Below are 18,524 nucleotides of genomic sequence, written 5' to 3'. Positions count from 1 at the left end.
TAAAAGCGATGTTTTAAAAAGCATCGCTTTTTGTTTTTTAAGTATATTCGCCCTTTAATATGATATAATTATGATGAAAAAATATTTTTTCCTTTTTGTTTTTGCGCTTTCAATGCTTAGTTCTTGTAATTTTAAAGAAACAACTACAACTTATTACTTAATTCGTCATGCCGAAAAAGATAGAACTGATAAAACAAATAGAAATCCAAATTTGAATAAAGATGGATTGAAACGTGCTGAAAATTGGAAAAATTATTTTAAAGATATTGATTTGGATGCAGTTTATTCAACCAATTATAACAGAACTCAACAAACTGCTACTCCAACAGCAAAAAGTAAAAATTTAGAAATTTTAAGTTACGATCCAAGAGATATGTTTAATGATGAATTTCAAAAAAACACATCAGGAAAAATAACATTAATTGTTGGTCATAGTAATACTACTCCTCAATTTGCTAATAAAATATTAAAAATGGATGCTTATGAGTCAATGAGCGATGATGATAATGCTAGCTTATATATGATTTCTTTAAAAAAATCTTTCAGAAACAAAACAACATCAACAAAAATACTTAAGATTGATTAATCTTAAGTATTTTATCTAATCAATAAAGTTAATTTTTATATTGTTCAATACAATTTCTGATAATTTTTTTAGCTTATCATCCTCATATAATTTATCTATCTCTTTAAAATTAATGTTTTTATCTAAAGGTTTGTAATTGTTATAATCAACAAAACGAACACCTTTTATAAATTGTTCTTTTTTTACATCTCTAAAACGAACACCACCTCCATTTGTATGATATTTATACGCTAAATACTCTAAGTAAAAAGTATCTTTTGCAAACCAATAAATAAAAACATCATCAAAATCGTCTCCACCACCCTCTTCATTAAAAGTTACTTGTATTTTATAGTATTCTTTTCCTTTAATAGTAACTGATTCTAATAACTTTTTATTTACTGCTTTATCGTTTAAACCCAACGGTAAAACTGAAAAATAATGTACAGAATTTACGGAGTTACTAAAGTTATTTTTGTCTTTTTCTGATAATTTAATCAATTCATCATTTTTAAACCTTTTAAAATCTATATTAGAAAGTATCTCTTTAATTTTTAAAGAATCTTTCTTTACAATTTTAACCAATTCAAATTTTCCATTATTACGTTTAGCTGTATATTTGTTCTTTCTAAAAGTAAAAGACAACGTTGCGTTTTCTACAGATTTAAGCTTTGATAATTCTATAGATTTATTAATAATTTCTTGAGCGTTTATCGCTTTATCTTGTGGTTTACATGATATTACAAAAAGAAAAATCAGTATTAAATATCGCATGTTTTTATTAAAATTTAATCATTATTTAAAAAACCGAAAATACAGGATTTTATTTTACGAATATTTAATATTGTGTTAATAAGTTATACTTATTGTTAATTTTTAAACAATATTACCAAGCGTACATTATTTATAACCAAAAAAGAATATTTTAGAGCAACGTACAATATTTTACAATTAATTAAATAACCAAATAATTATATTTGTTTGCAATGCAAAAGAAAATAAACATCCAAAATAAAAAAGCTCGTTTTGAGTATGAGATACTTGACAGATATACGGCGGGTATTCAACTTACAGGTACAGAAATTAAGTCGATAAGACATAGTAAAGCACGTATAACAGAGAGTTTTTGTGAGTTTAATGATAATGGAGAACTTTTTGTTATCAATATGTATATTGAAGAATATGCTTTTGGAAATCATTACAATCACAAACCTAAAAGTGAACGACGTTTATTACTAAATAAACGAGAATTAAAAAAGTTAGAACGAGAAGTTGAAGCTAAAGGAAGTACTATTGTGCCTCTTAATCTTTTTATTAATGAAAATGGTTGGGCAAAACTTAATATAGCATTAGCTAAAGGTAAAAAAACACATGACAAACGTCAAACAATGAAAGACAGGGATAATAAAAAGGACTTAGCGCGTATAAAAAAGAACTTTAATTAAAATGACTGTTTTTAAAGCTATTTTAAATATTATAGAATGGAATCGGATTTTATACTTTTCCTTTATTATTTTTTTAGCAAAATACTCTTTTTTGTATGGTTTTGGATTTGAAACTGTTTTTTCTTTTTTAGATACATGCTTATTTACAGTTTCATGTATTTTTATGTACGCTGCTATATATTTACTTAGTTATTATTACAATAATAAATCTAAAAATATAGTAGTACAAAACATAAAACACCTTGCCTTTACCGTACTTATATTTGCTTTTTTTTTAGGTACCTATTTATCATTTAAAATAAATAAACCTTATTTTTCGTTAGTTTACCTTCTATGTTTTTTTTCAGTATTATTTTATTCTAAAAAAGTACACGAAAAGTCATTTACAAGCTCTTTAATAAAGTCTTTTACATTACCTTTTACAATTATTGGTTTATGGTGGATAGATACTCCAATTAATTTAACTCCGATACAATGGGAATTGTTTTTTAATTTACAATTTATAACCATTATATATTTAATTTTATCATTTTTAAGCACTTTATCAGAACAACTTATAATAAATATTAGCAATATAAATAACGATCACTTAAACAAACGTAAAACATTGCCTATATTATTAGGTCGTAAAAGAGCCAAGAATGTAGCTTTTGCTATTATGTCTTTTTCAGCATTTTTAATTGTGCTTTTGGCAATGTATTTTAAAAATACTAAATATCTTTTTATAACCATTATAGTCTCAAACCTATTTCCTCAGCTATATTTGTTGTATTTTTTCACAAAAACAACAACCAATAAAAGCTTAAAATCTTTTTTAAAAACTATGAGATATTTTCATGTTTTTGGAATTTTAGGAATTATAGCCATTGCTTATTACTTTAAATATGTTATCTAATAAATTAGCCGATTATTCTATAATTTTAGCTTCTAAATCACCAAGAAGACAAGAATTAATAAAAAGTTTAAACATTCCTTTTAGCATCAAAACAAAAGAAGTTGATGAAATTTACCCAAATCACTTAAAAGATACTGAAATAACGGATTTTTTAGCACAGTTAAAATCCGAACCTTTTAAAGAAGAGTTGTTAAAAAACGAACTGTTAATTACTTCAGATACCATTGTTTGGTTAAATAACAAAGCTTTAGGCAAACCTAAAAATAAAGAAGAGGCTTTTAAAATGCTTACAGAACTATCAGACAACACACATAAAGTAATTACATCAATATGTATTACTAATAAAAAATTTCAGCATACTATAAATGACACCACGATAGTTACATTTAAAAAGTTATCATCCGAAGAAATTAATTATTATATAAAAACATACAAACCATTTGATAAAGCTGGTGCTTACGGCATACAAGAATGGATTGGGAAGATTGGTATTACAAAAATTGAAGGCAGTTATTTTAACGTAATGGGCTTTCCTGTTCATAAACTTTATAAAGAATTATTAAAATTATAACTTTATATTTTTATAAAAGATTATTTTTGACACCTACAACACAACACAAAAAATGAAAAAATACACTTACACAGAAAAAAAAGATACTAGATCTGGTTTTGGTGATGGTTTAACTGAATTAGGTAAAACAAACGAAAATGTAGTTGCACTTTGTGCTGATTTAACTGGATCGTTAAAAATGAATGATTTTGAAAAAAATCATCCAGAACGTTTTTTTCAAATAGGAATTGCTGAAGCAAACATGATTGGTATTGCTGCTGGATTAACTATTGGAGGTAAAATTCCATTTACAGGTACATTTGCAAACTTTTCTACAGGTCGTGTGTACGATCAAATTCGTCAATCAGTTGCTTACTCTGATAAAAATGTAAAAATTTGTGCATCGCATGCTGGTTTAACTTTAGGAGAAGACGGAGCTACGCATCAAATTTTAGAAGATATCGGTTTAATGAAAATGTTACCTGGTATGACTGTAATTAACACTTGTGATTATAGCCAAACAAAGGCCGCAACACTTGCCATTGCAGATTATGAAGGACCTGTGTATTTACGTTTTGGACGTCCAAAAGTTCCTGTTTTTATGACAGATGAACCTTTTGAAATAGGAAAAGCAATTAAACTTACCGAAGGTAACGATGTTACTATAGTTGCCACAGGTCATTTAGTTTGGGAAGCATTACAAGCTGCCGAACAATTAGAAGCTAAAGGAATTTCTGCAGAAGTTATTAATATTCACACTATTAAACCTTTAGATGAAGAAGCTATTTTATCATCTGTAGCAAAAACAGGTTGTATTGTAACTGCCGAAGAACATAATAAATTAGGCGGTTTAGGAGAAAGTGTTGCACGTTGTTTAGCTACCAACACTCCTACTCCACAAGAATTTGTTGCTGTAAACGATAGTTTTGGCGAATCTGCAACTCCTGATGAGTTAATGAAAAAGTATGGTTTAAATGATAAATCTATCATTAAAGCTGTAGAAAAAGTTATTTCAAGAAAATAATTAATATCTTAAACAAACAATAAACACATCACTTTTAAAGTTTAAGTGATGTGTTTTACATTTTAATAATAACTAAATCTAATACAAATGAAAAAAACAATTTTTATACTTTTCCTTTTAATTGGAGGATTACAAGTAACGCAAAGTCAAATACAATTTGGTGTTAAAGGTGGTATTAACTATAATTCTGATTCCTTTTCAGACGTTAAAGATGATGTTTTTGAAGGTGCTGAAAGCAAAACAGGTTTTCATGCAGGTATCTGGACACGCTTTAAACTTCCTATAGTTGGTTTATATATAAGACCAGAATTAGTATACACACAATTAAGTAATGAAGTAACTTATAAGCAAGCTACTGGAATTGCTAATGTTTTTCAGAACAAAGCTACTAATTATAAATTTCAAAAAATTGACATCCCAGTATTAGTTGGTATGAAGTTTTTTAGTGTTGCGCATGTTTTTGCTGGACCTTCTTTTCAGTATATTTTAGATTCTAAGTTTGATATTGATGATTTAAAGCAAGTAGAATCTGATGGATTTTCTTTAGGTTTACAATTTGGTGCTGGTGTCGAATTAGGTAAATTAGGAATTGATGTTCGTTGGGAAAGAGCTTTATCTGACACAGAAACAAGTTTTGTTGATTCTAATGTAAATGCAGGTGATGTAAATTTTGATACTCGTGTAGATCAAATAATCGTAGGACTTTCTTACAGATTTTAAGACCTAATATTCCACAAAAAAAGGAGCTAGTTTAAAAACTAACTCCTTTTTTTGTGGAATCTATTAACATGTTAAACAACTTATTTAGTTCGTTTATTTATCGGCTTTAAACGACTATAACACCTCTTATACTTACTTTAGAGTTAAAGTAATAAACTTAAGAGAATGCTATTTATTAACTTAGCATAAAAAAAACCGAAACGTTTATAGTTTCGGTTTTTTTGTTAAATATCTCTATTTAAATAATCTGGTACATTTGGTTTGTTCGGATCGTTAAAATCATTTCTAGGATCTCCATCACCATTTTTATCTTCGTCTTTTGTTAAAATACCATCTCCATCATCATCAACATCATTATAATTTGCTATTCCATTCTCATTAGTATCATCATTTCTAGGATCTCCATCACCGTCAATATCCTCATAAATAGAAGGTACATTATCTAAGTCAGCATCTGTATCTTTTACAAAATCCCATAATTCAACAGTAAACATTAAGTTTGAATTAGGTGGAATATTACCCGTTCCTCCATTTCTATAAGCTAAACCTGAAGGAATAAAAATAATTCCCTCACTTCCGTTTTCATACGTTATAGGACCGTTACCAGTAACATTATTTCCTCCTTTAAAATGTACAAGACTGTAGGTCCAACCTCTAATAACATTATTTAAAGAAAACCATGTTGTATTTTTATCAAAATCAGCACTTAAACTATCATTACGAACAATTGTTTGCCCTCTATATTTTGCATAAACAGAATCCATTACAGTAGGAAACCCTTTATCAACAGTTGGAGTTCCTACTTTTGTTATATAATAATATAGTTTATAATCAATTTCATTTTCTGTAACTTCTTTTGTAACTAAGTTAACATCATCAAATAAAGATGTTTGATTATTATCAATAACTTTAACAGAATCTAAAGTTGCATTATAATAATTATTTTTAAAAAACTTTATTAAAGAATCATTATCTATAACAGCCTGACCTTCATGATCGTGATTATCTACAAAAGAATTATTATTATCGCTTCCGCAAGAATATAAAACTGTAGCAATAACTACAGTATAAAATAAGTGCTTAAATTTTATCATTTAATTTATAAATTTTAACGCGCAATTTACCATTTTTATACCTTTGTAAAAAACTAAAAGATAAATTTTAACTTTTTATATGAGAATTGACAAATACTTATGGTGTATACGCCTATATAAAACCCGTAGTATCGCTACAGATGCTTGTAAAAAAGGGCATGTTAAAATTGATGGTACAAACTTAAAACCATCAAAAGATATTTTTGGTAATGAAGAAATTACCGTCAGAAAAAACCAAATTAATTATAAAATTAAAGTTTTAGACATACCGCCTAATCGTGTTGGTGCTAAATTGGTTGATTTATATCGAAAAGATTTAACTCCGAAAGAAGAATTTGAGCGAACAGAGTTATTAAAATATTCTAAAGATTATTATCGTAAAAAAGGAGCTGGAAGACCTACGAAAAAAGATCGACGTGATATTGATGATTATAATGAAGTTTCTGAAGAAAATAATACTAAAATATAATATCTTTATCCTTTAAAATAAAATTGATGACAGTAGCTGATAATATTATATTAAACAATATACAAGTTGAACAAAAAATTCGTCGAATTGCTTTTCAAATTTATGAAAGTAATAGTAACGAAAAAGAAATTGTAATTGCTGGAATTGTGGAAAACGGTTATTTGTTTACCGAAAAAATTTGTGCTGTATTATCAAAAATATCACCTTTAAAAGTAACACTTTGTAAAGTTTTTATTGATAAAAAAAATCCAATTAATTCGGTTACTACCTCTTTAAGTACTGATGCTTATAAAAATAAATCACTAGTTTTAATTGATGATGTTTTAAATTCGGGAACAACATTAATATATGCAGTAAAACATTTTTTAGATACTCCTTTAAAACGATTTAAAACCGCTGTATTAGTAAATAGAAATCATAAAAAATATCCTGTAAAAGCTGATTTTAAAGGAATTTCTCTTTCTACATCTATTAAAGAACATGTAGTTGTAGAGTTTAAAGACAACGAAACAATTGTTTACTTAACCTAATAAATTATTTAATTCGCTAACAATTTCATCAATACTTTTAGCATCAACAGTTAATTTATATGCTGATTTATTGTAAAAATAACTTCTTTCAAATAAGTGTTTTGCAATAAACTCAGGTAACTCATCTTTTTTTAATCTGGCAACTAAAGGTCGTTCGCTTTTTTCATTAATTAATCTATTAACAATAGTATTTATACTTGTTTTTAAATACACTGTTGTTGCGGTTTTAAAAGTTTTAAGAACATCCATATTACCTGCATAACAAGGAGTTCCTCCTCCTAAAGCTAGCACTATATTTTCTTTTAAAGCTAATACTTCTTTTAAATACAGGTGTTCTTGTTTTCTAAAATAAATTTCTCCTTTCTGTTCAAAAATATCTGAGACACTCATTTTTTCTTTTTCTTCAATATAATTATCTAAATCTATAAAAGAAACATTGTTTGTTTCGGCTAATAATCTACCAATTGTAGATTTACCACTGCCCATATACCCTATTAATACTATTTTCATAAACTAACAATTAAGCTGTTACAAATATCAACAAAAAATTTTACAAAAAAGTTTTTTAGAATTAAAGAACTGTTGTATATTTGCAACCGCTTTTACAAAGAAGCAATGACCTGGTAGCTCAGTTGGTAGAGCATCTCCCTTTTAAGGAGAGGGTCCTGGGTTCGAGCCCCAGCCCGGTCACTAAAAAGTTAAGCATTTGCTTAGCTTTTTTTGTTTATGCACGTATGGCGGAACTGGTAGACGCGCAGGCTTGAGGGGCTTGTGTTCGTAAGAACGTGCAAGTTCGATTCTTGTTACGTGCACAAAACCACAAATAGCAACTGCTATTTGTGGTTTTTTCATAAAAATTAACCAATTATTGTTATTTAATTACAGTAATTTTACAGATAATCCGTTAGGGTAATTTAAATTATTATTGTTATTATTGCATCATGCAAAAAAGACACTACATAACAATATTTTTAGTACTATTTTCTTTATTTGGTTTTTCTCAAAAACAAAAACTAAAAGGACAAATTATTCATGCACAATCTAAAAAACCTTTAAGTGCAGCTCATATTTTAAATTTAAACACCGTAACTGGTACAATTACCAATGAAAACGGACTGTTTGAATTAACAAGTAAAGCTAATGATACTGTTTTGGTATCTTACTTAGGATATACTTCTATTAAGTTAAAAGTAACCAATGACTTATTAAAAGGAAACGAAGTAATAATTTCTTTAGAAGAAAAACCTGAAGAAATGAAAGAAGTTGTTATTAAATCAACAAATCTTATTGGGGTTTTAGAAGTTGATATAAAACAAGTTCCTAAAGATCGTTTTACAAGAATTCATATTAATGGATTAGCTCAAACTTACGAAGTTGGTAAGCCTAAAAAACGAACTACTATTATCGATAAGATTTTTAGTCCGGTTGATATGGTTTATAATCTTTTTGGAAAAAAACCGAGACAACTTAAAAAGTTGAAAAAGTTAAAAGAAGAAGATGATTTACGAAAAATGCTAGCAGGTAAATTTGATCGTGAAGTAATGATGGAATACCTAGAAATGGATAAACAAGAACTTAATAAATTATTAGATGACTGTAATTATTCAGAGTTTTTTATAAAAAAAGCTAGTGACCTTCAAATTATAGAAGCTATATTAAACTGTTACGAAACTCATAAAGCTCAGAAAAAAGGAAAAATAGAAATAGATAGGATTCCTGATAACAAATAAAAGCATAAAAAAAGCAGCAAAAAATTGCTGCTTTTTTTATGCTTTTATTTCATTCAAAATAAGTAAATTTACACCTTTAAACAACACACTAACACAACAACATAATGATTCATTTCTTTGGAAACGAAAACAGTAAAGTATTTGCTGTTCAAACAACAAAAGAATTATCTACAGAAACTATATCAAAACTTACTTGGTTATTTGGCAATCAGCCTAAAATAAATGCGACGTCTTTAGACGTCTTTTTTATTGGACCAAGAGCTGCAATGATTACTCCTTGGAGTACCAATGCTGTAGAAATAACTCAAAACATGGGTATTTCTGATATCATCAGAATAGAAGAATTTGAAACAGTAAAAGAAGATTTTGCTGCTTTCGACCCTATGATTTCTCAAAAATATAGCGGTTTAAATCAAGATAGTTTTACTATTGATATTCAGCCAGAACCTATTTTAGAAATTGAAGATATTGCTGCATATAATCAACAAGAAGGTTTAGCTTTAAGTACTGAAGAAGTTGAATATTTAGAAAGTGTTGCAACCAAAATTGGAAGGAAATTAACAGATTCTGAAGTATTTGGTTTTAGCCAAGTAAACTCAGAGCACTGTCGTCATAAAATATTTAATGGAACTTTTGTTATTGATGGAGAAGAAATGCCTACTTCCCTATTTAAACTAATAAAAGAAACGTCTAAACAACATCCTAACGATATTGTTTCGGCATATAAAGATAATGTTGCTTTTGTAAAAGGACCAAAAGTGGAGCAATTTGCACCAAAAACTGCAGACAAACCAGATTTTTACGAAACAAAAGAATACGAATCTGTAATTTCTTTAAAAGCAGAAACACACAATTTCCCTACAACTGTAGAACCTTTTAACGGAGCAGCAACAGGATCTGGAGGAGAAATTAGGGATAGACTTGCTGGCGGAAAAGGTTCTTTACCTTTAGCTGGTACAGCTGTTTATATGACTTCGTATTCTCGTTTGGAAGAAAACAGGCATTGGGAACAAAAATTTGAAGCTAGAGAATGGTTATACCAAACTCCGATGGATATTTTAATTAAAGCATCTAACGGAGCTTCAGATTTCGGAAATAAATTTGGGCAACCATTAATTACAGGCTCTGTTTTAACTTTTGAACACGAAGAAAATGCAGCTTCTAGCGATGCAAAACCAAGAAAATTAGGTTTTGATAAAGTAATTATGCAAGCCGGTGGAATTGGATACGGAAAAGCAGAACAAGCTTTAAAAGATACACCTAAAGAAGGTGATAAAATTGTAATTCTTGGTGGAGAAAATTACAGAATTGGTATGGGTGGAGCTGCGGTTTCATCGGCTGATACTGGTGAATTTGCTTCAGGAATTGAATTAAACGCAGTACAACGTTCTAATCCAGAAATGCAAAAACGTGCTGCCAATGCAGTTCGTGGTATGGTTGAAAGTGAAGAAAACTTTATTGTTTCTATTCACGATCATGGTGCAGGTGGGCATTTAAATTGTTTATCGGAATTAGTTGAAGATACTGGAGGAAAAATCAATCTAGATAATTTACCAGTTGGGGATCCTACCCTATCAGCAAAAGAAATTATCGGAAACGAATCTCAAGAACGTATGGGACTAGTAATTGCTGATAAACATATTAATACTTTACAAAAAATTGCAGAGCGCGAGCGTTCTCCTATTTATACTGTTGGTGATGTTACCGGTGATGATCGTTTTACTTTCGAATCTGAAACTACTGGAGAAAAACCAATGGATTTAGCTTTAGAAGATATGTTTGGAAGTTCTCCTAAAACTGTTTTAACGGATAAAACAGTTGTTAGAAACTATAAAAATTCAAGATATAAAACCAAAAATTTACAAATCTACTTAGCCCAAGTTTTACAGTTAGAAGCTGTAGCTTGTAAAGATTGGTTAACCAATAAAGTAGATAGATGTGTAGGTGGTAAAGTAGCTAAACAACAATGTGTTGGCCCGTTACAAATTCCGTTAAATAATGTTGGTGTTATGGCACTAGATTATAACGGAAAAGAAGGGATTGCAACATCAATTGGGCACTCGCCTATTTCGGGATTAATTCATCCAGAAGCAGGAAGTAGAAATTCTATAACCGAATCTTTAACCAATATTATTTGGGCACCTTTAAAAGATAATTTAGCGTCGGTTTCTTTATCAGCAAACTGGATGTGGCCTTGTAAAAATGAAGGTGAAGATGCACGTTTATACAAAGCTGTAAAAGCTATTTCAGAGTTTTCTATTGATTTAGGAATCAATGTTCCTACGGGGAAAGATTCTTTATCAATGAAACAAAAATATAAAGATGATGAAGTAATTTCTCCTGGTACCGTAATTATTTCGGCAGCAGCAAACTGTAATGAAATTAGCAAGGTTGTTGAACCTGTTTTACAACAAAACGGACAAAAAATCTACTATATAAACATTTCTCAAGATGATTTTAAATTAGGTGGTAGTTCTTTTAATCAGGTTTTAAATACCATTGGTAGTGATGCTCCTGATGTTAAAAATTCATCATTTGTAAAAAACACCTTTAACACCATTCAAAATTTAATTAAAGCTGATAAAATTTCTGCTGGGCATGATGTTGCTTCTGGTGGATTGATTACCACTTTATTAGAAATGTGTTTTGCTGATGTTAATTTAGGTGCCAATTTTGATATTTCAGCCTTGAATGAAGAAGATTCTTTAAAAGTTTTGTTTGCTGAAAATTCAGGAATTGTTTTTCAAGCTGATGCTTCAGTAGAAACAATTTTATCAGAAAATAAGATTGAGTTCTTTACTATTGGTAACGCTAATAATTCAGGAACAGTAACTATTAAAAACAACGAAGAAAACTTCTCTTTTGATGTTGCTGAAATGAGAGATGTTTGGTATAAAACTTCTTATTTATTAGACAACAAGCAAACAGCAAATGGGTTAGCTAAAAATCGTTTTGACAATTATAAAAAACAACCTTTACAATACACCTTCCCTACTCAGTTTACAGGAAAATTAAAAGATACTGTTGGATCGGATACTGATCGACCTAAAGCAGCAATTATACGTGAAAAAGGAAGTAATTCTGAACGTGAAATGGCAAATGCCATGTATTTAGCTGGTTTTGATGTAAAAGATGTACACATGACCGATTTAATTTCGGGCCGTGAAACTTTAGAAGATATTCAGTTTATTGGTGCTGTTGGAGGTTTTTCTAATTCTGATGTTTTAGGTTCGGCAAAAGGATGGGCAGGTGCTTTTAAATACAACGAAAAAGCAAATACAGCTTTAAATAACTTCTTTAAAAGAGAAGATACTTTATCTGTCGGAATTTGTAATGGAGCTCAATTATGGATGGAATTAGATTTAATCAATCCAGATCATAAAGTTCATGGTAAATTGGTGCATAACGATTCTAAAAAGCACGAAAGCTCATTTACTTCTGTAAAAATTCAAGAAAATAATTCGGTAATGTTATCAAGTTTAGCAGGAACTGAATTAGGAGTTTGGATTTCTCATGGAGAAGGTAAGTTTAGTTTACCAGAAGCTGAAGAAAATTACAATATTGTAGCTAAATATGGTTACGAAGGTTATCCTAATAATCCGAATGGATCAGATTTTAATACAGCAATGATGTCTGATAAAACAGGACGTCATTTAGTAACCATGCCACATATTGAGCGCTCTACTTTTCAATGGAACTGGGCTAACTATCCATCAAACAGAAAAGACGAAGTTTCGCCTTGGTTAGAAGCTTTTGTAAATGCTAAAAATTGGATTTTAAAGACTAAATAATCTCTTTTATTATAAACCCTAAAAACAACTCTTTATAAATAAAGAGTTGTTTTTTTATGCGCTTTTATTTTTTGTAAACAGTATTACGATTTTTTACACTATTTTTAAATTCACTTACACAATAATTGGAGTAAACTATACATTTTACAGCTATTTTTATAAATGATTAGTTATCTTTGAAAGAAAAAAAGCTAAATGGAATATAATTTTTATAACGAAAAAGATGCAAGAGGACTTATAAATAATTTTTTTAGTATCTCTATTGCTAATTTACCGTTTGAATCAACTATTATACCCATTGGATTTCCTTCAATTACCTATGCTTATGGAAAAGAACAAGTAATTACTCATAAAAAAAACATCACTAAATTTAAAGAACTCATTGTAACTGGACAATTTAATTCTTCCTATCATTATTTTGTAAATTCAACCGTTCATAATATTGGTGCTAACTTACACCCAACGGCTTTGTATAAAATTTTAGGAACTGATATTTCTTTAATTACAAATCAACACTTGCAAGTTGAAAACATCAATAAAAAATTATTTAATGAATTTAGTTCTATATTTTTAGAATATGAAAACGATATAGTTAAATTAATAAAAGCTATTATAAAGCATACTAATAATTTAAACTTATTTATAGATAAAGATGTTAATTTTATTGATACAGCCATTGATTATATTTTAGAAAAAGAAGGTATGATACAGGTTTTAGATTTATTAACCGTAGTACCTTTATCTCAAAAATCATTAGAAACAAAATTTAAAAAAATTATAGGTTTAACTCCTGGTAAATATATAAGACTAATACGTTTTATAAAATTAATGCGTAAATATGAAGGTAAAGAGATAGATATTAATGATCTTATTTATATGTATAATTACTATGATCACTCACATTTTATTAAAGATTTTAAATTATTTATGGCGGAGTCTCCAAAAGAATATTTTAAAAAAGAATATCCTTTAATAAAAGCATACTCAAAAAAATTATAATTACGATTTTTTACAGTTAAAACATTAAATTCGGAGTTATATTTGAATAAGTTTAAATATTTAATACTTTTTAGGGGGAAACTTATTAAATAAAACAATAGTTAGTGAAAAAAGAGCAAAAGGTTAACTTTTGCTCTTTTTATTTTTTTAACAATAGCCTATAAAATTCTTTTTTTATAAGCTTATCTATTTTTAATCATTACTCAAATTTTAAGTATTTAATTAAATCTACCTTTGTTGCCTTATAAGCTTTAAAACCCACCACTGCAAAAACCAATATAACTAAAATTAAAGGCGTTATTATATAAGGTAATATTGGCATTTCTATTCTGTAAACAAAATTCTCTAACCAATTTTGCATAAAATAATAAGCTATCGGAATTAATATAATAGAAGAAATAATTACAATTTTCAAGAAATTTCTTAATAGTTGAAACATAATTTCTTTTACTGATGCTCCTAAAGTTTTTCTAATAGCAACTTCCTTTAATCTTTGCTGAATAGTTAGTGTTGCTAAAGCGAATAAACCAAGTAATGCTATTAAAATTACTAAAACAGATAAAATTAAAAACATAGCTTGCTGTTTTTTGTATTTATCATATGTTTTTGCAAATTTCTTATCTAAAAATTCATATGAAAAAGGATATTTTGCATCAACATTTTGTTTCCAAAAAATTTCTATTTTTGTTATAGTTTTATCAATGTTTTCTGGTTTAATTTTAAACTGAAAAGCAGGAATCCAATTTCTTGTAAAATCTACACTTGTCCAAAGTACCATAAACATTGGTGATATTTCTGCATCAAAACCATCAAAATGATAATCCTGTATCATTCCAATCACCTCAAAACCAGGTTTATCATCTTCTAACCAACCTAAATTTAGTTTCTCGCCAATTGGTTTATTATAAATTCCTAATTTTTTAGCAGCAGTTTCGTTTATTATAATTTTATTAATACTATCTGAAGCAATGCTTTTAGAAAAATTTCTCCCTTTTAAAACTTCAATTTTCGAAAAATCTAAATAGTTATAATCAACAACGTTCGAAGCTGAATTAAAACTAATATCATTAATTTTATGTTTTAAACCAGTACCGTTTACAAAACCTTCTCCAGGTACAAACATACTAGAAGTAATATCTATTATATTTTTATTTTTAGATAAAACATCTTTGGTTAGTTGATATTTTTTATATTCATTTTTAATATTATATACTTTTACAGAAAGCACTTGTTCTTTGTCGAAACCAAGGTCTTTTTGCATCATATAATTAATTTGACTTCCAACAATTAACATACTAATTATAAAAAAACCAGAGATTAAAAACTGAAGTCCTAGCATTATATTTCTGGATAAATTTCCTTTTTTACTTTTAGAAACGCTTCCTTTTAAAACTTCAATAGCTTTAAAATTTGATAAATAAATTGCAAAAATACTACCAATAAGAAACGATATTACTACTGCAACTATAAACAATGTAAATAATGAATTACTATGTAACATTGAAATTTCTTTATCTACAAAGTCATTAAAAAATGGTAATACCAATTCGACAATTATCAATGCTAATATAAATGAAACTAAACCTTGACAAACAATCTCTAAAATATATTGAATTATTAATTGCTTTTTTGATAACCCTAAAGTTTTCTTTACACCAACTTCTTTTGCTCTCTGAATTGCATATGCAACAGATAAATTGATAAAATTTACACAAGAAATAACTATTAATAAAATTGACAAACCTAGTAATACCATTAATAACTGATAGTTTCCAGTACCACTTGGACCCGCTCTTTTTGCTGTATTATGCAAATACATTGTATCCAACTTGTCTAATAAAACAGTTGGTATTCCATAACGTTTATCTATTTCTTCTATAGAAATCCCATGCTTTTTAGCATTAGGTTTATAAGCTTTATCAATAATAATTTGATTCATTTTCTGTTTCAATGCACCTAAATCTGAACCTTTTGTTATTCTACAAAAAACTTCATTATTATGATTTCCCCAGTTTACTTCAAAATCTTCACTAAACTGTAGTAACAAATCTGGTTCTTGATGTGAGTTTTTTGGTATTACATAAACACATGCAACAATAAAATTTTTATTACCTATTTTAACAGTATTTCCAACTGCTTTTTCGTTTTTAAAAATTCGCTTTGCATATGAATCAGATAACGCAATGTTTGTTCTTGTTTCTGCAAATTTTTGAGATGAACCATCAATAATTTCAAATGGAAAGAAATTAAAAAACTGTGGATCTGTAGAAATCACTTTATCAGTAAATTCAAAAACATCATTATACTGTACTACTCTACTTCTATAAAAAGGTTTTACCATTAAAGTTTCTGTAACTTCTGGTATTTCTTTTGGAAACGTAATATACATACCCGCATTTACTGTAAACCAAACTTCATCAGATTTTGCTTTTTTTAGATTTACTCTATAAACATCATCTTTATTAGGATTCCATTGATTATAGCTTTGCTCTTCATTTAAGTATAACAAAACAATTAATAACCCTGCTAAACCAAGTGTTAATCCACTAATATTTACTAAAGAATTTAGCCAATTTTTTTGTTGATTTCTAAAAAATATTTTAAACCATGTTTGTATCATAATTTCTTTCTTTTATTAATTATTGAATTAAAACATCAACTTTATGAGTATTTTCTTTTTGAGAAATAATTTCTCCATCTTTTAAAGTAATTACTCTAGAAGAAAATTGCGCATCGTAAGACGAGTGTGTAACCATAACAATTGTTGCTCCGCCAGCATGTAATTCGGTTAATAATTCCATAACATCATTACCACTCTTACTATCTAAATTTCCAGTTGGCTCGTCTGCTAAAATTAATTTAGGATTCGTAACCAAAGCTCTTGCTACTGCTACTCTTTGTTGTTGTCCACCAGATAATTGTAACGGAAAATGTTTTGCTCTATGAGCGATACCAATACGTTCTAAAATTTCTTTAACTCGTTCTTTTCTTTCTGATGATTTTACACCGTTATATATTAATGGTAACTCTACATTTTCATACACAGAAAGTTCATCAATTAAATTAAAATTCTGAAAAACAAAACCAACATTTGCTTTACGTATACCTGCACGTTGTTTTTCAGAAAAATTAGCAACTTCAATTTCATCAAAAAGATAACTTCCATCATTTGGTGCATCTAATAAACCAATAATGTTTAATAATGTTGATTTTCCACAACCTGAAGCGCCCATTATTGATACAAATTCTCCTTTTTTAACTTCTAAACTTAACTTATTTAAAGCTGTCGTTTCAATTTCTTCTGTTCTGTATATTTTTACTAAATCAGTTATTTTTATCATTTTGTGTGTTTTTTAATTCTTTATTTATTTTTTAAAATAGATCTCGACTGCGCTCAAACTGACATTATTTATTTTTGATTTTGCGTCTTTGTTACTTATTCAATATTAATTTCTTCTACCTTTTTATAGTCATCATAACTAGAAACTATAATTTTATCACCTGCTTTTAATCCGTCTAAAACTTCGTAATAAAAAGGATTTTCTCTACCAATTTTTATAGTTCTTTTTACTGCTTTGTTTTCAGTATCTAATACAAAAACGTACTTACCATTTGTACTTTGATAAAACAATCCTTTAGGAACTAAAAGTGCTTCTGATTTTCCTGATAAAAAAACTTTACTTTTTAAAGACATCCCCCTTTTTACATTTTTTGGCGCAGTTTTTTCAGTAAAAACTAATTCTACTTTAAATTGTCCGTTTACAATTTCTGTAAAAATCTTATCAATTTTAGTTTCGTAATCAATCCCATTAAGAGAAATGCTACCTTTTATTCCTTCACTTACTTTAGATATATAATACTCATCTACTTTTGCCTCTAATTTATATCCGTCTAAAACATCAATTTTACCAATTGGCTGTCCTTGATTATAATTTTCTCCTAAAATTGGATTAAAAGATGAAAGCAACCCGTTAACTGGAGCTTTAACTGTAAAATTTTCTTTATTTTTTCTTAATAGTTCTAAACTTTTTTGCATGTTTTTAATAGAAATATTAATTCTTGTCAATTGTACGCTTCTACTCTTTTTTTCTTCAAAAACACTCTTTTTAATTACCCCACTTCTTTCTTTTTGATAACTATATTCTTGAGTAGATTTTTGATAATCGTTCTTAGCAACAACATCTTTACTATATAAAGTTGAATCTAATTTAAATTGTCGTGTTGCATTTCTATAATCATTACCGATACTTAATAATTGTTGATCTAAATTTAATTGTTGGTTGGTAATATTTACACGAATGTTTCTTAAATTATTTATTTGTTCAACAATGGCTGTTTCTTGCGTTAAATAATTTAATTCAGCATTCGGATTATATACTTTTAATAAAGGAGTTCCTTTTTTTACAATTTGTCCGCTTTCAACAAAAATTTCAGAAACAGAACCACCCTGAATTACATTTACTAATACTGTTGTTTTAGGAGTAACCGTGCTATTAAATAATATTACATCTTCAAAATCTCCCCTACTCACTTCTCTTATACTAATATTTTCTTTTTTAACATTAACTTGTTTTTTTCGTGTTAAATTCATTATTAAAAAACTAATTAATATTATAGCTGGTAATACCCAAAGTATTATTTTTTTAGTTGATTTATTATTTCTTTTTATCTGTTTGTCCATTTTTAAATATCTTCGTTTGGCTTAATTAAGG

General features: G+C 27.9%; 17 protein-coding genes and 2 tRNA genes. 13 read left to right on the top strand and 6 right to left on the bottom strand.

Annotated features, from left to right (window positions below; translation table 11 throughout):
• Positions 1–70: 70 nt before the first annotated feature.
• Entirely contained in the window at positions 71–586 is a 516-nt protein-coding gene (locus tag ACN5J5_RS11670; protein WP_418645066.1) for a SixA phosphatase family protein, read from the top strand.
• A gap of 15 nt (positions 587–601) precedes the next feature.
• Here the strand turns inward: ACN5J5_RS11670 and ACN5J5_RS11665 are convergent, their stop codons facing one another.
• A complete protein-coding gene (locus ACN5J5_RS11665; protein ID WP_418645065.1) occupies positions 602–1,339 on the bottom strand; it encodes a DUF6503 family protein in 738 nt (245 codons plus the stop codon).
• A gap of 212 nt (positions 1,340–1,551) precedes the next feature.
• On the opposite strand from ACN5J5_RS11665, the gene smpB reads away from it, so the two are divergent.
• From smpB to ACN5J5_RS11640, 5 genes are all read left to right on the top strand, one after another.
• Positions 1,552–2,010 carry an SsrA-binding protein SmpB gene (gene smpB / locus ACN5J5_RS11660; RefSeq protein WP_418645064.1) on the top strand — a complete coding sequence of 153 codons (459 nt, stop codon included), beginning with the start codon at positions 1,552–1,554 and terminating at the stop codon, positions 2,008–2,010.
• Position 2,011: 1 nt separating this feature from the next.
• Entirely contained in the window at positions 2,012–2,905 is an 894-nt protein-coding gene (locus ACN5J5_RS11655; RefSeq protein ID WP_418645063.1) for a hypothetical protein, read from the top strand.
• A complete protein-coding gene (locus ACN5J5_RS11650) occupies positions 2,895–3,476 on the top strand; it encodes a Maf-like protein (RefSeq protein ID WP_418645062.1) in 582 nt (193 codons plus the stop codon). Before ACN5J5_RS11655 ends, ACN5J5_RS11650 begins: the two co-directional genes overlap by 11 nt.
• 52 nt (positions 3,477–3,528) lie before the next feature.
• Positions 3,529–4,479 (top strand): transketolase family protein, encoded by a 951-nt coding sequence (locus ACN5J5_RS11645; RefSeq protein ID WP_418645061.1) that lies wholly within the window; start codon positions 3,529–3,531, stop codon positions 4,477–4,479.
• Positions 4,480–4,566: 87 nt separating this feature from the next.
• Positions 4,567–5,199, top strand: coding sequence for a porin family protein (locus tag ACN5J5_RS11640; RefSeq protein WP_418645060.1), 633 nt, complete (start codon positions 4,567–4,569; stop codon positions 5,197–5,199).
• A gap of 224 nt (positions 5,200–5,423) precedes the next feature.
• Here the strand turns inward: ACN5J5_RS11640 and ACN5J5_RS11635 are convergent, their stop codons facing one another.
• Positions 5,424–6,293 carry an FKBP-type peptidyl-prolyl cis-trans isomerase gene (locus ACN5J5_RS11635; RefSeq protein ID WP_418645059.1) on the bottom strand — a complete coding sequence of 290 codons (870 nt, stop codon included), beginning with the start codon at positions 6,291–6,293 and terminating at the stop codon, positions 5,424–5,426.
• Between the two features lie 79 nt (positions 6,294–6,372).
• Here ACN5J5_RS11635 and ACN5J5_RS11630 point away from each other — a divergent pair, with 79 nt between their 5' ends.
• Together ACN5J5_RS11630 and ACN5J5_RS11625 are read left to right on the top strand one after the other, a co-directional pair.
• Positions 6,373–6,762, top strand: coding sequence for an RNA-binding S4 domain-containing protein (locus ACN5J5_RS11630; RefSeq protein ID WP_418645058.1), 390 nt, complete (start codon positions 6,373–6,375; stop codon positions 6,760–6,762).
• 26 nt (positions 6,763–6,788) lie between these two features.
• Positions 6,789–7,292 (top strand): phosphoribosyltransferase family protein, encoded by a 504-nt coding sequence (locus ACN5J5_RS11625; RefSeq protein ID WP_418645057.1) that lies wholly within the window; start codon positions 6,789–6,791, stop codon positions 7,290–7,292.
• Here the strand turns inward: ACN5J5_RS11625 and ACN5J5_RS11620 are convergent.
• Positions 7,284–7,802, bottom strand: a complete 519-nt coding sequence (locus tag ACN5J5_RS11620) for a shikimate kinase (RefSeq protein ID WP_418645056.1) — start codon at positions 7,800–7,802, stop codon at positions 7,284–7,286. The two genes, ACN5J5_RS11625 and ACN5J5_RS11620, sit on opposite strands and share 9 nt — an antisense overlap.
• A gap of 107 nt (positions 7,803–7,909) precedes the next feature.
• On the opposite strand from ACN5J5_RS11620, the gene ACN5J5_RS11615 reads away from it, so the two are divergent.
• From ACN5J5_RS11615 to ACN5J5_RS11595, 5 genes are all read left to right on the top strand, one after another.
• Positions 7,910–7,982: transfer RNA gene (locus tag ACN5J5_RS11615), tRNA-Lys, on the top strand.
• 38 nt (positions 7,983–8,020) lie between these two features.
• Positions 8,021–8,104, top strand: a tRNA-Leu gene (locus ACN5J5_RS11610).
• A gap of 129 nt (positions 8,105–8,233) precedes the next feature.
• A complete protein-coding gene (locus tag ACN5J5_RS11605) occupies positions 8,234–9,022 on the top strand; it encodes a carboxypeptidase-like regulatory domain-containing protein (RefSeq protein WP_418645055.1) in 789 nt (262 codons plus the stop codon).
• 104 nt (positions 9,023–9,126) lie between these two features.
• Positions 9,127–12,813, top strand: a complete 3,687-nt coding sequence (purL, locus tag ACN5J5_RS11600) for a phosphoribosylformylglycinamidine synthase (RefSeq protein WP_418645054.1) — start codon at positions 9,127–9,129, stop codon at positions 12,811–12,813.
• Positions 12,814–13,008: 195 nt separating this feature from the next.
• On the top strand, positions 13,009–13,812 hold the full coding sequence (locus ACN5J5_RS11595) for a helix-turn-helix domain-containing protein (RefSeq protein ID WP_418645053.1): 804 nt from the start codon (positions 13,009–13,011) through the stop codon (positions 13,810–13,812).
• Positions 13,813–14,011: 199 nt separating this feature from the next.
• Here the strand turns inward: ACN5J5_RS11595 and ACN5J5_RS11590 are convergent, their stop codons facing one another.
• The 3 genes from ACN5J5_RS11590 to ACN5J5_RS11580 form a co-directional block, all read right to left on the bottom strand.
• On the bottom strand, positions 14,012–16,432 hold the full coding sequence (locus tag ACN5J5_RS11590; RefSeq protein ID WP_418645052.1) for an ABC transporter permease: 2,421 nt from the start codon (positions 16,430–16,432) through the stop codon (positions 14,012–14,014).
• Between the two features lie 19 nt (positions 16,433–16,451).
• Positions 16,452–17,153: an ABC transporter ATP-binding protein gene (locus ACN5J5_RS11585; protein WP_418645051.1), complete on the bottom strand. Its 702-nt coding sequence runs from the start codon at positions 17,151–17,153 to the stop codon at positions 16,452–16,454.
• Positions 17,154–17,248: 95 nt separating this feature from the next.
• Entirely contained in the window at positions 17,249–18,493 is a 1,245-nt protein-coding gene (locus ACN5J5_RS11580) for an efflux RND transporter periplasmic adaptor subunit (protein WP_418645050.1), read from the bottom strand.
• Positions 18,494–18,524: the final 31 nt, after the last annotated feature.

Origin of the sequence: Tenacibaculum insulae (genome assembly GCF_964512435.1) — a bacterium.
Classification (GTDB): domain Bacteria; phylum Bacteroidota; class Bacteroidia; order Flavobacteriales; family Flavobacteriaceae; genus Polaribacter; species Polaribacter insulae_A.
The sequence above is the reverse complement of the archived record's forward strand: the minus strand, read 5'-3'. Positions and strand labels throughout refer to the sequence as shown.

Coding starts and splice junctions, on each gene's coding strand:
- ACN5J5_RS11650 (WP_418645062.1), top strand. CDS start 2,895: ATGTTATCTAATAAATTAGCCGATTATTCTATAATTTTAGCTTCTAAA.
- ACN5J5_RS11620 (WP_418645056.1), bottom strand. CDS start 7,802: ATGAAAATAGTATTAATAGGGTATATGGGCAGTGGTAAATCTACAATT.
- ACN5J5_RS11630 (WP_418645058.1), top strand. CDS start 6,373: ATGAGAATTGACAAATACTTATGGTGTATACGCCTATATAAAACCCGT.
- ACN5J5_RS11640 (WP_418645060.1), top strand. CDS start 4,567: ATGAAAAAAACAATTTTTATACTTTTCCTTTTAATTGGAGGATTACAA.
- ACN5J5_RS11655 (WP_418645063.1), top strand. CDS start 2,012: ATGACTGTTTTTAAAGCTATTTTAAATATTATAGAATGGAATCGGATT.
- ACN5J5_RS11605 (WP_418645055.1), top strand. CDS start 8,234: ATGCAAAAAAGACACTACATAACAATATTTTTAGTACTATTTTCTTTA.
- ACN5J5_RS11595 (WP_418645053.1), top strand. CDS start 13,009: ATGGAATATAATTTTTATAACGAAAAAGATGCAAGAGGACTTATAAAT.
- ACN5J5_RS11635 (WP_418645059.1), bottom strand. CDS start 6,293: ATGATAAAATTTAAGCACTTATTTTATACTGTAGTTATTGCTACAGTT.
- ACN5J5_RS11670 (WP_418645066.1), top strand. CDS start 71: ATGATGAAAAAATATTTTTTCCTTTTTGTTTTTGCGCTTTCAATGCTT.
- ACN5J5_RS11590 (WP_418645052.1), bottom strand. CDS start 16,432: ATGATACAAACATGGTTTAAAATATTTTTTAGAAATCAACAAAAAAAT.
- ACN5J5_RS11645 (WP_418645061.1), top strand. CDS start 3,529: ATGAAAAAATACACTTACACAGAAAAAAAAGATACTAGATCTGGTTTT.
- ACN5J5_RS11580 (WP_418645050.1), bottom strand. CDS start 18,493: ATGGACAAACAGATAAAAAGAAATAATAAATCAACTAAAAAAATAATA.
- ACN5J5_RS11625 (WP_418645057.1), top strand. CDS start 6,789: ATGACAGTAGCTGATAATATTATATTAAACAATATACAAGTTGAACAA.
- ACN5J5_RS11585 (WP_418645051.1), bottom strand. CDS start 17,153: ATGATAAAAATAACTGATTTAGTAAAAATATACAGAACAGAAGAAATT.
- purL (WP_418645054.1), top strand. CDS start 9,127: ATGATTCATTTCTTTGGAAACGAAAACAGTAAAGTATTTGCTGTTCAA.
- ACN5J5_RS11665 (WP_418645065.1), bottom strand. CDS start 1,339: ATGCGATATTTAATACTGATTTTTCTTTTTGTAATATCATGTAAACCA.
- smpB (WP_418645064.1), top strand. CDS start 1,552: ATGCAAAAGAAAATAAACATCCAAAATAAAAAAGCTCGTTTTGAGTAT.